14 protein-coding genes are annotated in these 12167 nt (G+C 35.5%); 9 read left to right on the top strand and 5 right to left on the bottom strand.

Features of this window, described 5'->3' with window-relative positions; all coding sequences use genetic code 11:
- Nucleotides 1-18 precede the first annotated feature (18 nt).
- Nucleotides 19-549: a nitrate reductase molybdenum cofactor assembly chaperone gene (gene narJ / locus ACVWY7_RS07070; protein ID WP_000814219.1), complete on the top strand. Its 531-nt coding sequence runs from the start codon at nucleotides 19-21 to the stop codon at nucleotides 547-549.
- 17 nt (nucleotides 550-566) lie between these two features.
- Nucleotides 567-1256 carry a respiratory nitrate reductase subunit gamma gene (narI, locus tag ACVWY7_RS07065; protein WP_000969192.1) on the top strand — a complete coding sequence of 230 codons (690 nt, stop codon included), beginning with the start codon at nucleotides 567-569 and terminating at the stop codon, nucleotides 1254-1256.
- A gap of 93 nt (nucleotides 1257-1349) precedes the next feature.
- On the opposite strand, the gene ACVWY7_RS07060 is transcribed toward narI, so the two are convergent.
- Nucleotides 1350-2042: a Crp/Fnr family transcriptional regulator gene (locus ACVWY7_RS07060; protein WP_000013871.1), complete on the bottom strand. Its 693-nt coding sequence runs from the start codon at nucleotides 2040-2042 to the stop codon at nucleotides 1350-1352.
- 279 nt (nucleotides 2043-2321) lie between these two features.
- Between ACVWY7_RS07060 and moaA the strand changes: the two genes are divergently transcribed.
- The 7 genes from moaA (at nucleotide 2322) to ACVWY7_RS07025 (ending at nucleotide 8968) form a co-directional block, all read left to right on the top strand.
- On the top strand, nucleotides 2322-3335 hold the full coding sequence (gene moaA, locus ACVWY7_RS07055) for a GTP 3',8-cyclase MoaA (RefSeq protein WP_456523723.1): 1014 nt from the start codon (nucleotides 2322-2324) through the stop codon (nucleotides 3333-3335).
- A gap of 17 nt (nucleotides 3336-3352) precedes the next feature.
- Nucleotides 3353-4366 (top strand): molybdopterin-synthase adenylyltransferase MoeB, encoded by a 1014-nt coding sequence (locus ACVWY7_RS07050; protein WP_001158136.1) that lies wholly within the window; start codon nucleotides 3353-3355, stop codon nucleotides 4364-4366.
- 42 nt (nucleotides 4367-4408) lie between these two features.
- Entirely contained in the window at nucleotides 4409-5698 is a 1290-nt protein-coding gene (moeA, locus tag ACVWY7_RS07045; RefSeq protein WP_456523722.1) for a molybdopterin molybdotransferase MoeA, read from the top strand.
- A gap of 44 nt (nucleotides 5699-5742) precedes the next feature.
- On the top strand, nucleotides 5743-6213 hold the full coding sequence (gene moaE / locus ACVWY7_RS07040; RefSeq protein WP_000149976.1) for a molybdopterin synthase catalytic subunit MoaE: 471 nt from the start codon (nucleotides 5743-5745) through the stop codon (nucleotides 6211-6213).
- On the top strand, nucleotides 6210-6443 hold the full coding sequence (gene moaD, locus ACVWY7_RS07035; RefSeq protein ID WP_072191593.1) for a molybdopterin converting factor subunit 1: 234 nt from the start codon (nucleotides 6210-6212) through the stop codon (nucleotides 6441-6443). Before moaE ends, moaD begins: the two co-directional genes overlap by 4 nt.
- An 80-nt stretch (nucleotides 6444-6523) precedes the next feature.
- Complete coding sequence (gene narK, locus ACVWY7_RS07030) at nucleotides 6524-7693, top strand: nitrate transporter NarK (RefSeq protein ID WP_000841849.1); 1170 nt, start codon at nucleotides 6524-6526, stop codon at nucleotides 7691-7693.
- 357 nt (nucleotides 7694-8050) lie between these two features.
- Complete coding sequence (locus ACVWY7_RS07025) at nucleotides 8051-8968, top strand: AEC family transporter (RefSeq protein WP_000497491.1); 918 nt, start codon at nucleotides 8051-8053, stop codon at nucleotides 8966-8968.
- Between the two features lie 220 nt (nucleotides 8969-9188).
- On the opposite strand, the gene ACVWY7_RS07020 is transcribed toward ACVWY7_RS07025, so the two are convergent.
- The 4 genes from ACVWY7_RS07020 to nirD all read right to left on the bottom strand — a co-directional run bounded on the left by ACVWY7_RS07020 (nucleotide 9189) and on the right by nirD (nucleotide 12166).
- A complete protein-coding gene (locus ACVWY7_RS07020) occupies nucleotides 9189-9662 on the bottom strand; it encodes a precorrin-2 dehydrogenase (RefSeq protein WP_000282579.1) in 474 nt (157 codons plus the stop codon).
- Nucleotides 9655-10365 carry a sirohydrochlorin chelatase gene (locus tag ACVWY7_RS07015; protein WP_000676452.1) on the bottom strand — a complete coding sequence of 237 codons (711 nt, stop codon included), beginning with the start codon at nucleotides 10363-10365 and terminating at the stop codon, nucleotides 9655-9657. The genes ACVWY7_RS07020 and ACVWY7_RS07015 overlap by 8 nt, the downstream gene beginning before the upstream one ends.
- On the bottom strand, nucleotides 10362-11786 hold the full coding sequence (locus tag ACVWY7_RS07010) for a uroporphyrin-III C-methyltransferase (protein ID WP_001014957.1): 1425 nt from the start codon (nucleotides 11784-11786) through the stop codon (nucleotides 10362-10364). Before ACVWY7_RS07010 ends, ACVWY7_RS07015 begins: the two co-directional genes overlap by 4 nt.
- A gap of 62 nt (nucleotides 11787-11848) precedes the next feature.
- Nucleotides 11849-12166 (bottom strand): nitrite reductase small subunit NirD, encoded by a 318-nt coding sequence (gene nirD, locus ACVWY7_RS07005; RefSeq protein WP_000616671.1) that lies wholly within the window; start codon nucleotides 12164-12166, stop codon nucleotides 11849-11851.
- Between the last annotated feature and the right edge of the window lies 1 nt (nucleotide 12167).

Here is a 12167-nt window from a genome sequence, read left to right as displayed (position 1 = left end):
TAATGGGGGCGGAAAAATATGAAACAAAGTCTACAAACTGCTTTTTCTTGTTCTTCATTCCTTCTCTCTTACCCGGAACTTGGGTGGAGAGAAGCTTTAACTGAATTACTAGAAGAGATTGAAGCGATTGAACAGGAAGACGTTAAAGCATCACTTACAACATTTATAAAACAAGCGCTACATAAAACGAATGATCAACTCATTGACAGTTACGTATATACATTTGATTTTGGTAAGAAGACAAATATGTATTTAACGTATATGAACACCGGTGAACAAAGAGAAAGAGGTATTGAATTACTAGAGTTAAAACAGCACTATAAAAAATCTGGTTTTGAAGTAACAGATAAAGAACTACCTGATTATTTACCGCTATTACTCGAGTTTTTTGCAAATGCAAATGAGCAAGACAGTGAACCAATTATGAGTAAATACAAGGAGAATATACAAGCATTACACGTTCAGTTAAAAGAAGCAGATAGTATGTATGAACCAATTCTTTCGGCTGTTTTACTTGCTATCGATACATGGGGTGTACAGACAAATTAGAAAGGAGAGTTGTCAAAATGATGGATCAATTTCTATGGGTATTGTTTCCCTATATCATTTTTGCAATCTTTATCGGTGGACATATTTTCAGATACAACTATGATCAATTTGGTTGGACATCAAAATCTAGTGAACTATTAGAAAAGAAAATGCTCCGAATAGGAAGTATATTATTCCACTTTGGGATTATGTTCGTAATTGGCGGGCATGTTATGGGGATTTTAATTCCAGAAGCTGTATACCGTTCCATAGGTATTTCTGAGCATATGTATCATGTAGTAGCAATTAGTTTTGGTCTTCCAGCAGGTATTGCTTCTATCATCGGTTTAATTATATTAACGTACCGCCGCGTAACAATAAAACGTATCATTGCAACGAGTACAAAGGGAGATTATATTGCGCTTATTCTATTACTTATCGTAATGCTAGCAGGACTTTCTTCAACGTTTTTAAATATCGACTCAAAAGGATTTGATTATCGTACAACGATCGGTCCATGGTTCCGAAGCCTCTTTATTTTCCAACCGAAAGTTGAATATATGACGGAAGTACCTGTATGGTTTAAAATTCATATTCTTGCAGGAATGGGGCTTTTCGCAGTATGGCCATTCACTAGACTAGTACATGTATTTAGTGCCCCAATTAAATATATAAGCCGTAGTTATGTAATTTACAGAAGACGTATTCCAAATGAATTGAAAAAATAATTTAGTTTTATATGTTTCGTAATTTATAAGGAAAGCCGAGATCTAATTGGAGACCTCGGCTTTCCTTATAGGTATAAGTACCTAAATAAGACGCTAATCAATACTACAAACAGAAGCAGAGCAATCTTCACAAGCAATTTCACATTTTAAAAATTGTAAATCGTGTATTGTAATCTTTCCTTTATGAATAGAAATTGTACCTTGCTTTTTTAATTCATTTAACATTCTATTTACACTTTCACGTGAAGTTGCACAGAAATTAGCAAGTTCTTGATTCGTTAACGGTAAATCGATGAGAATACCATTTTCCTTTAAAACACCATAACTATTTGTCATTCTTATGAGAGTAGAATATAAGGCACCTTTTTTGCCGTGTAATACTAAATCTCGGAACTTCGTCTGCATTCTTCTTAAATGTTCACTAATCCATTTCATAAATTCAAATACAAGAGCTGGTTTTTGGAGTAATGCTTTTTCTAACGCTTCACGCTTTATAACGCCTACTTCCACATCTTCAAGGCATTTTGAATTTAATAAGTATTTCGCATTGTCCGTGAACAATGTTAATTCTCCAATAATGTCGTATGCCGAACAAATTCGAAGTGTTAATTCTTGCCCGTCGGCACTTAGTTTACTAATTTGTACTTTTCCTGAGTGAACGATATAGAGTTCTGTCGCTTCCATACCTTCTTGAAAAATAAAACTTCCCTTTTTTATCTGCATTTTATATTCAACAGATGCAAGTAATTCCTTTAAATCTTGGGATAATGTCATACTGTTTGCCACAGCAATCACCTTTCTTCTTATAAGCAATACATTTCCTATTTTGAGTGTAAATATGATGAAAATGCAAGAGCTATTTTAAAAATAAAGTGAAATTTCAATGACCGTAAGGAGTATGGCCTGAAGATGTGAACAAAATGCGAACGGATTTGTGAAAAGTTTTTGAATGGGGAAAGTGATGTGAGAAAAGTCACATTGAATATGTAGCTTCTTTTTTATAATAAAGGCAAATAAAAAAATGAAAGCTTACTAAGGATTGCAGCAGAAAAGAAGGGATATAAGATGCACGAGAAAATGAAAGATTCTTTAAAGCGGCCACTTCAAGATTTACGCATTTCAGTTATTGATCGTTGTAATTTTAGGTGCACATATTGTATGCCTGCTGAAGTGTTCGGACCTGATTATGCTTTTTTACAGGAAGAGTGTTTATTAACGTTTGATGAAATAGAAAGGTTAGCAAGATTATTTATAAGTATGGGAGTTAATAAAATTAGGCTTACTGGCGGTGAACCTTTATTGCGTAAAGACTTACCGAAGTTAATTGGAAGACTTGCAAAGCTAGAAGGCTTAAAAGATATTGGGCTCACAACAAACGGAATTCATTTAGCAAAACAAGCTAAGGCGCTAAAAGAAGCAGGATTAAAGCGTGTAAATATTAGTTTAGATGCAATAGAGGATCGTGTCTTCCAAAAAATTAATGGAAGACATGTAAGTACGAAACCTGTACTGAAAGGAATTGAAGCAGCGAAGGAAGCTGGATTAGAAGTAAAGGTAAATATGGTCGTAAAAAAAGGGATGAATGATAGTCAAATTCTTCCTATGGCTCAGTATTTTAAAGAACAAGAAATACAGTTACGTTTCATTGAGTTTATGGATGTAGGCAGTACGAACGGATGGAACTTTGAACAAGTCGTTACGAAGGAACAATTAATAGAGAAAATTAATCGTGTATATCCAATTGAACCTGTTAAACCTCGTTACTTTGGAGAAGTTGCGAAATTGTATCGATATGTAGGAAGCGATGCCGAAGTTGGATTTATTACTTCAGTATCTGAGTCATTTTGTTCTTCTTGTACGAGAGCCCGTATTTCGGCAGACGGCAAGTTTTATACGTGCTTATTTGGAGAAAAAGGAACGGATTTACGATCGCTTCTTCGAGAAAATATTTCTGATGCATCACTATTAAAAATTTTACAACATACATGGCGATATAGAACAGATCGATATTCAGATGAAAGAAAGGCGGAAAGTACAAATAAACGTCAAAAAGTTGAGATGTCTTACATTGGTGGATAGCGAAAGGAGGATTCCTTATGCAAGAGCGATATTCAAGACAAGTATTGTTTTCTGGAATAGGTGAAATGGGACAAAGGAAAATAAGGGAAAAGCATGTGCTCTTAATTGGTGCGGGGGCGCTAGGAGCTGCAAATGCAGAAGCGCTCGTTCGGATGGGAATTGGGAAATTGACAATTGCCGATCGTGACTATGTCGAATGGAGTAATTTACAACGGCAACAGTTATATACAGAAGAAGATGCAAAACAATGCAAACCAAAAGCAATTGCAGCGGCAGAACATGTAAGAAAGATTAATTCTGAGGTGGAAATTGTACCAGTTGTAACGGATGTCACAATGAAAGAAATGGAAGAGTTAACGAAAGAAGTGGATCTCATATTAGATGCGACTGACAACTTTGATACGCGTCTACTTATAAATGATATTTCACAAAAAGAAAATATACCTTGGATATACGGTGGATGCATTGGAAGTTACGGTGTAACGTACACAATTCTTCCAGGAAAAACACCATGTTTTCGCTGCTTAATGGATCATCCGATGGGCGGTGCAACATGTGATACAGCGGGAATTATTCAGCCAGCTGTACAGATGGTTGTTGCTCACCAAGTGACAGAAGCAATGAAAATATTGGTGGATGATTTCGAGACGCTACGAGGAACAATGTTATCATTTGATATTTGGAACAATCAATTTCTCTCATTAAAAGTAAATAAACAGAAAAAAAGTACATGTCCATCTTGCGGAAATACACGTACGTACCCAAGTTTAACATTTGAATCACAGGTGAAAACGGAGGTGCTATGCGGACGGAATACAGTTCAAATCCGTCCAGGAATAAAGAGAGTTCTAAATTTAAACGAAATTAAAAAAAGATTACAAAAAATTGTACATGTCCAAAAAACGCCGTACTTACTATCATTTCTAATTGATGAATATCGTTTCGTTTTATTTACAGACGGTAGGGCATTTGTTCATGGGACAAATGATGTGAAAATAGGAAAACGATTGTACGCAAAATATATAGGATGAACAGAAAGAAAGTTTCTCCTTATTAAAACGAGGTGGAAAAGAATGTTAGCAAAACGTATACCAATTCCAGTGGCGGAAGCAGTTGCACGAGTAATGAAATATGCTTATCAAGGTGAAACAGAAGAGGTTTCTCTTATAGAAAGTTACGGAAGAACGCTTGGAGAAGATGTTATTGCAGATCATGATGTCCCGCATTTTGATCGCTCTCCGTACGACGGATTTGCGATTCGAGCGGAAGATACAAAAGAAGCAAGTAGCAGTAATCCCATTCAGTTTGAAGTGATTGGTGAAATTGGAGCAGGGGTTGCTTTTACAGAAGAAGTGAAAGCATTTCAAGCTGTCCGTATTATGACAGGGGCCGCAATTCCGAGAGGGTGTAATGCGGTTGTTATGTTAGAACTAACGGAAGGATTTGAAAAAAACGAAAAGACTTATATGACATTAAAACGCTGTTTCGCAGCCGGTGATAACATTTCTTTTAAAGGTGAAGATGTAAAACAAAATACTATCCTTGTGAAAGAAGGGACTGTTATTAACCCGGGAGTTGCAGCACTTCTTGCTACGTTTGGTTATAGTTCCGTACATGTTGTAAAACGGCCGATTATTGGAATAGTAACGACGGGTAGTGAACTACTTGAAGTACATGAACAATTAAAACTAGGAAAGATTCGAAATAGTAATTCCTATATGATTGCTGCTCAAATTGAACGAGCGGGCGGAGTTGTACAGTATTATGGGAAATTCGCTGACGATTTTGAGACTTGTTTTAACACTGTAAAAAAAGCAATAAAAGAAGTCGATATTTTAATTACAACTGGTGGTGTTTCGATAGGAGACTATGACTATTTGCCTGCTATTTATGAGAGATTACAAGCTAATGTACTTTTTAACAAAATAGCGATGCGACCAGGAAGTGTGACAACTGTAGCTGAGGTAGAAGGAAAACTACTATTTGGTTTATCTGGTAATCCTTCAGCTTGTTATGTCGGTTGTGAATTATATGTTAGACCAGTCATTGGAACATACTTGCATAGAAAAGATTCGCACGTATTTCGTGCAGAGGCAATTTTACAAAAAGACTTTCCGAAAGCAAATCCGTTTACTCGATTTGTAAGAGGGAGAGTAGAAATTGTAGATGGTCAATTGCAAGTTACACCAGTTGGTTTAGATAAATCTAGCGCAATTTCTTCACTTGCAGAAGCGAATGCATTTATTGTTTTGCCAGGGGGAACGAGAGGATTTAAAGCTGGAATTACTGTTTCGGTACTGTTATTAGAATCAACCAGCGGAAGTGAATGGCCATGGAAAGAATCGCTTCGTTCATACAAATAATAGAAAAATAGGTTGCTAATTTATACAAAGATAAGAGGTGCGAAATGACACATACGTATTATGAAGTAATTGATACACCTATATCAATTGAAGAAGTGACAAACAAAGTAATTCGGCGTGAGTGTGGTGCGGTTACTACTTTTATTGGCACTGTTAGAGAATTTACGAAAGGCCGACGTACGCTTTATTTAGAGTATGTAGCTTATAAGACGATGGCGGAGAAACAGCTTGAGAGAATTGGTACCGAAGTAGGGGAGAAATGGCCTGGAACATATGTGGCAATTACACATCGCATTGGTACGTTACAAATTTCGGATCTTGCTGTTGTTGTCGCTGTTGCTACACCACATCGGAAAGCGGCCTATGAAGCAAATGAATATATTATGGAGCGTATAAAACAAATTGTTCCAATTTGGAAGAAAGAGTATTGGGAAGATGGTGAGTCATGGATAGGTGATCAGTTAGAGCGGGTAACATATGCAAATGGTGAGCCTAGAAAGGAGATGAGAATATGATTGAAGTGCTATTATTTGCACATTTACAGGAAGAAGTAAGGAAGTCGTCCTTGCACATAGATTGTGAAAATATTACGGTTGCGAGGCTGAAGGAAGTTCTCACAAAGAAATACAACGTAGTGATTTCAAGTGAGATAATGGTCGCTATAAATGAAGAGTATGCAAATGAGGATGACATCATTCAAACTGGCGATGTCGTAGCAATGATTCCGCCAGTAAGTGGTGGTTGATTCTTTTCAGCCTAATCATGTAAGGACGTGATTAGGCTGGAGGGAATGAATATAACTACGTATACATAGGAGGGAACAGGATGAAAAGTCCTAATTTTCAATTAAGTTTACAAACTTCTAATCTAATTATCGGTTTTATGGTGTGGGTTATTTTATCATCATTGATGCCCTATATTAAAGTGGATATTCCATTAACTGCGGGACAAATTTCTATGGTAACAGCAGTACCCGTTATTTTAGGTTCTGTTCTTCGCATTCCAATTGGTTATTGGACAAATCGTTTCGGAGCAAGAAAATTATTCTTTATTAGTTTTATTCTATTATTATTTCCTGTTTTTTATATTAGTGTCGCCAATTCTATGATGGATTTAATTATTGGTGGATTATTTGTAGGAATCGGTGGTGCTGTATTCTCTGTAGGAGTAACTTCTTTACCAAAATATTTTCCAAAAGAGAGTCACGGTTTTGTAAATGGTATTTACGGTGTCGGTAACGCCGGGACAGCGATTACTTCGTTCTTAGCACCTGTCATTGCAACTTCAGTTGGCTGGAGAACGACAGTACAGTGTTATTTAATTTTACTTGCAGCGTTTGCACTTATGAACTTTTTATTAGGTGATCGTAAAGAGAAAAAAGTGAATACACCGCTAATGGAACAAATAAAAGGTGTATATAAAAATGAGAAACTTTGGTTTTTATGTATCTTTTACTTTTTAACTTTCGGATCATTTGTTGCATTTACAGTATATTTACCAAACTTTTTAGTATCTCATTTCGGATTAGAGAAAGTAGATGCAGGTATGCGGACAGCCGGATTCATCGTACTCGCAACAATTATGCGTCCGATTGGTGGTTGGCTCGGTGATAAGTTTAATCCATTTAAAATATTAATCTTCGTATTTATCGGTTTAACACTTTCAGGTATTATTTTATCATTTATGCCAAGCATGAACGTATATACATTTGGTTGCCTATTAGTCGCATTTTGCGCAGGTATCGGTAATGGTACAATCTTCAAACTCGTTCCGATGTATTTCTCAGAACAAGCTGGTATTGTAAATGGACTCGTTTCAGCTTTAGGCGGACTTGGAGGATTCTTCCCGCCACTAATTTTAACATTACTGTTCCAACTAACAGGTCATTATGCAATTGGATTTATGGCATTATCAGAAGTCGCACTTGCTTGTTTAATCATTACAGTGTGGATGTATAGCCAAGAAAAGCTGTTAGTGATGTTAAAGAATCATTAATAAAGAAAAAGAGCCGTCCCAAAGTATTTTGGGATGGTTCTTTTCGTAATATAATAGGCTTCGCTATATTTTTTAGGACCAAATTCTATAGTAAGACTAATAGATATTGTAAAATAGTACACTTAAACTAAAAAATACAGTTTAGGTCGATAAGATAAAATTATAAGTTTCTATAAATAATCCATAATTTTCTTTATGGCTCATATTTGTTATGTTAAAGAAAAGAGAGGGGAGGGGAATAAAATAAGTGTTTTTTCTGATTATTGAGAACTGAAGGTGTTCTCCGATGAATTAAATGTGGTACATATGTAGTAAAGCGTGTAATCCAACTAAAATATATTTAGAATGAGGTTGTAAATGTTTGTTTTTATTATATTAGACGTGATATTACCAATATTAATATTGATGCTAATTGGTGCAATCTTACAAAGAAAGTTTCAATTTAACTTAAAGCAGCTATCTACACTTATTACGTATTGCTTGATGCCAGCGGCGGTATTTGTGAATATATATGATATTCGTATAGAAATAGATTTGTTGCTTCAGATAATATACTATTTAATGCTCTATAGTCTGAGTCTGATTATAGTAAGTCATTTCATTTCAAAAATATTAAAGTTAGAAAATGGAGAAAGTGCAGCTCTAAAAAATAGCATTTCGTTAATGAATTCCGGTAATTATGGATTACCAGTAAGTCAATTGATTTTCAGTCAAAATCCAGTGGGGGTTTCCATTCAAATTTTTATTGTTATTTTCCAGAATCTTTTAACTTATTCATATGGGATATATAACTTACTATCAGCAACAAAAACAATCGGAGGTATTATTCAATCATTTCTAAGACTGCCTGTATTTCATGCGCTCGTATTAGGGATTCTCTTTCAATCTTTTACAATTCAATTACCTAATTCTATCTTGCTACCTCTTAATCAGCTCGCGAATAGTTTTGTTGCAATAGCACTCATATTGCTAGGGGCACAATTATCCAACATTAAGCTTAATTTTTTCCATCGAGTCATAACGTGGGCTTTAATTGGAAGGTTACTGATGGGACCATTAGTAGCATTTGCTATGATCTACCTACTAAACATTGATGGTATTGTGGCACAATCATTATTTATTGCAAGTTCTTTTCCTACTTCAAGAAATACATCAACCATTGCTATGGAGTATCAAATAGAGCCTGAATTACATGCACAAATCGTTTTATTTTCAACACTTTTTAGCATTATTACAGTAACTGTCGTTATTTATTTATCATATATTTTGTTTTGAATATACGTTTAAAAACGAATAGATTTGAGGTGGTGAATGATGGATGGAAATCCTATCGATATGAGAAGAAAACAGTCTTTCATATATTAGGTGTCGTTTACAATTGTACTATGTCTGATAATCAAGCGGCTTAATTCAAAAAAGAAACCAAAACCAAAAGAACAAACGCTTCTAAAAAACGTTCGTCCAAAGGTAATTACTATTTTAGCTAAGAAATAGATTATAATTTGTGAGTACGAGAAAGCTTTTTTATAAGAGTAGGAAAAATAGATGTTAGTTCCTGCTTCATACGCTTCGTAAAAGATGGATCTTTACCTGAAGTTGAAATCGTTACAACATATTCACCATTTCGGATGACACCCGGTGTGTGAAACGATGATTCTGTACCGTCACTTACAACGTTAACCCATTGAAAATCATGGGCGGCCTGTTTGACCATCATATTTACAGCATGTTGATTTGTAGCTGCATAAATAAGATGAGCATCTTTAATATCATCATTACTAAAAGTTTTTTGCTTCCAAGTAATATAAGGAAGTTCCTTCATTTCCTTGCAAATTTCTGGGCTGACAACGGTGACAAAAGCGCCTGTATCTTTTAATCCAGACGCTTTTCGATATGCGATTTTACCTCCACCAATGATAACGACCACTTTATTATGTAGATTAAACATAAGAGGGTACATGTTATACATACACATATTCCTCCATTCGTTCTAGTAATGTTAATTTCATATATGTATCAAACTGAAGACAGTTACAAGTTGTAACGTGATCGTATTTTTTTGTATGAAACTTAATTTTTTGAAGCAATAATCCAGTAAAGAGAAGGTACGGCATGACATATACATGAGATGCAGTCGATGTTATAGTCTTGAGCTCAGCAGTAAAAGAGGGCGTTCCTTTCGTTAAAAAGGAACACCATACTCGCATACCGAGTTTTTGTTCGACAGCTACTCCAATTTGCTGTAACTCATGTATCGGCTGGGGGTCACTACTACCTCTTCCTACGAGTAAAATACTACTATTTTGCATTGGCATAGCTTCACGTATTCTTTTCACTACAAGTTCAACCATATGCGGATGCGTACTAAAAGGTGGTACAACTGAAAATGTTATATGTGGATATTGCTTTTGCATTTTTTCTATCTCAAAAGGAATATCACATTTATAGTGAGCTGCTGCAAATAATAAAATAGGTACAATCATTATTTCAGTTGCTCCCTCTAGTATCGTTTCTGTAACTGCATCAGAAATGGTAGGTGTCGTTAGTTCTAGAAAAGCTATTTTTTGAATTCTTTCGTTACGTTCTTTCATAACAGATTGAATAAAGTGAATGAATTGTTCGTTACCCTCTTGCAAGCGACTACCGTGTCCAACATATACAATTCCTTTCATTGTCTTACCATGTCTTTCTGCATAAGAGTTTCTTGTAATTGATGATCAATGTTATGAAACCCGACTTTATTTGCATAGCGTAAAGTTGGAACGTCGGTATACGAGAATGGGAGAGTAACAATATCGATAAAGCCAAGACGTTTTACTTCTGCTAGAAACGTATCAATAGAAGCGCGTCCTTCAAATACAATGCTATCCCATAAGAATTCTGAAAGCATACGAGAATGGACTTCATCGAAACGATGATCAATTGTATACTTATGAGTCATCATATAGGAGCCGGCACCAATTTTCTCTTGAATAAAAGCAATCCGATTAATATTTCTGCCTAAATAAACAGTTGTATCGGAAGAGAACTTTGCTTCTTTACTTAGTAGCCCATATTGCATAAGTTTTTCTTGAGTGGCAACGTTCATGTGTTGTAGCTCTGCCTGTAAGGAACGAATATCTTTCTTGTATTTACTACATGATTGCATCAAAATTTCTACACTTTCAGCTGAACAAAAAACAAGGCGATTAACGTTAAAAATTTCATTGATTTGTTCAAGTGTTAATGTATATTCTTCCTTTTTGAAAGTTGGAATTTGATATATTTCTGCACCAGCTTCTTGCAACCTTTGCTTCATTACACTTGTTTTATTTGTTGCGGATGTAAATAAAACTTTTTTACCATGTAATGGTTTACGTTCTTTCCAAGCGATTTGATTACGTAAGGAAACGACATCACCAACAATTGTCATAGAAGGATTAGAAATATTTTCGTTTTTGACGATAGAAACAATGGTAGATAGTGTCCCTGTAACAACGCGCTGTTTACCAGTTGTACCCCATTCAATGACTGCTACTGGCGTATCTTCTTTTTTTCCTGCTTGTCGTAAGTTTTCACAAATTGTAGGTAAGTTTTTTATACCCATGTAGTAGGCAATCGTATCGCTATTGTGAGATGAATTATATTTTCCATGATCGGTTAAAGAACCTTTTGCATGTCCGGTTAGTAAAGTAACGCTATTACTGTAGTTACGGTGGGTAAGGGGGATACCTGCATAGCTACTAGCGGCGGTGCTAGATGTAATGCCTGGTACAATTTCATATGGAATATTTGCTGCTGCTAAAGTTTCTGCTTCTTCACCAACACGGCCAAAAATAGATGGATCTCCGCCTTTTAATCGGACAACAATTTTTCCCTCTTTTGCAAATTGAAGAAGGTGTGCGTTAATCATTTCTTGTCGCATAATATGATTCTTTGGCATTTTTCCGCAATACATAAGTTCACATGTTTGTTTTGTATAGCTAAGAAAGAAAGGGTTTAGTAAACGGTCATATAAAACAATATCTGCACGCTTTAAACACTCTATCGCTTTCTTTGTAATAAGCCCTTCATCACCTGGTCCTGCACCAACTAAATATACATATCCGTTCATATAATTGCACCTCATCTAGTTTTATTTAAAAGGAAGCCAGGGGGGAGGCTTCCTTTTGTAAATTACATATATATATAAATGTCACCATCAATGACTTCTACTTCGTACGTTTGAATACAACCGTCATCAGGTTTTTGAACTTCACCTGTAAGTAATGAAATCTTCCAATCATGTAGCGGACAAAAGACGAATTCACCAGATACAATTCCTTCGGCTAATGGTCCGTTTTTATGAGGACAACGATTTTCTACAGCTCGAATATCGCCATTTGAAAGGCGGAATAGGGCGATAGACATACCTTTCATTTGGACCTCTTTACCGATTTGAATAGGAAGATCTTCTGCACGCATAACTTTTATTTTATCTTTCGTTTGTATCATA

This window comes from Bacillus sp. TE9106W (genome assembly GCF_054062215.1).
This window is presented reverse-complemented; position numbering and strand designations above follow the sequence as displayed.

What these genes read in the sequence shown, in the direction of transcription:
- narJ (WP_000814219.1), top strand. Translation starts at nt 19, where the DNA reads ATGAAACAAAGTCTACAAACTGCTTTTTCTTGTTCTTCATTCCTTCTC.
- narI (WP_000969192.1), top strand. Translation starts at nt 567, where the DNA reads ATGATGGATCAATTTCTATGGGTATTGTTTCCCTATATCATTTTTGCA.
- moaA (WP_456523723.1), top strand. Translation starts at nt 2,322, where the DNA reads ATGCACGAGAAAATGAAAGATTCTTTAAAGCGGCCACTTCAAGATTTA.
- ACVWY7_RS07050 (WP_001158136.1), top strand. Translation starts at nt 3,353, where the DNA reads ATGCAAGAGCGATATTCAAGACAAGTATTGTTTTCTGGAATAGGTGAA.
- moeA (WP_456523722.1), top strand. Translation starts at nt 4,409, where the DNA reads ATGTTAGCAAAACGTATACCAATTCCAGTGGCGGAAGCAGTTGCACGA.
- moaE (WP_000149976.1), top strand. Translation starts at nt 5,743, where the DNA reads ATGACACATACGTATTATGAAGTAATTGATACACCTATATCAATTGAA.
- moaD (WP_072191593.1), top strand. Translation starts at nt 6,210, where the DNA reads ATGATTGAAGTGCTATTATTTGCACATTTACAGGAAGAAGTAAGGAAG.
- narK (WP_000841849.1), top strand. Translation starts at nt 6,524, where the DNA reads ATGAAAAGTCCTAATTTTCAATTAAGTTTACAAACTTCTAATCTAATT.
- ACVWY7_RS07025 (WP_000497491.1), top strand. Translation starts at nt 8,051, where the DNA reads ATGTTTGTTTTTATTATATTAGACGTGATATTACCAATATTAATATTG.
- ACVWY7_RS07020 (WP_000282579.1), bottom strand. Translation starts at nt 9,662, where the DNA reads ATGTATAACATGTACCCTCTTATGTTTAATCTACATAATAAAGTGGTC.
- ACVWY7_RS07015 (WP_000676452.1), bottom strand. Translation starts at nt 10,365, where the DNA reads ATGAAAGGAATTGTATATGTTGGACACGGTAGTCGCTTGCAAGAGGGT.
- ACVWY7_RS07010 (WP_001014957.1), bottom strand. Translation starts at nt 11,786, where the DNA reads ATGAACGGATATGTATATTTAGTTGGTGCAGGACCAGGTGATGAAGGG.
- nirD (WP_000616671.1), bottom strand. Translation starts at nt 12,166, where the DNA reads ATGATACAAACGAAAGATAAAATAAAAGTTATGCGTGCAGAAGATCTT.